1 tRNA gene and 1 rRNA gene are annotated in these 318 nt (G+C 47.8%); both read left to right on the top strand.

Annotation, left to right across the window (positions count from 1 at the left end):
• Positions 1-10: 10 nt before the first annotated feature.
• Positions 11-86 (top strand) — tRNA-Ala (locus ACU68U_RS09320).
• Between the two features lie 137 nt (positions 87-223).
• Positions 224-318: ribosomal RNA gene (locus ACU68U_RS09315) — 23S ribosomal RNA — on the top strand; the annotation flags it as partial.

Below are 318 nucleotides of genomic sequence, written 5' to 3'. Positions count from 1 at the left end.
GTTCTTTTATGGGGGTATAGCTCAGTTGGGAGAGCACCTGCCTTGCAAGCAGGGGGTCAGGAGTTCGAATCTCCTTATCTCCACCAATGACCTAACAGCAATCTTCGATTGCGTCGTAGGTCAGGTGTCGCGGCGTTTCAAATCTCTGATTTGTCAGCAAGCGACCATTGACCTAATCAAAGGTCAAAAGCACATTGAAAATCGAATAACAGTATATATTTCCGGTCAAGAAACTAAGGGCGCAAGGCGGATGCCTTGGCACCAGGAGGCGAAGAAGGACGTGACAAGCAACGAAAACCTCGAATAGGAGCAAATATC

It is taken from the genome of Finegoldia sp. P3-F-LR (assembly GCF_052932165.1).
Note: the sequence above shows the minus strand (reverse complement) of the source record. Positions and strands in the feature narration are given on the sequence as shown.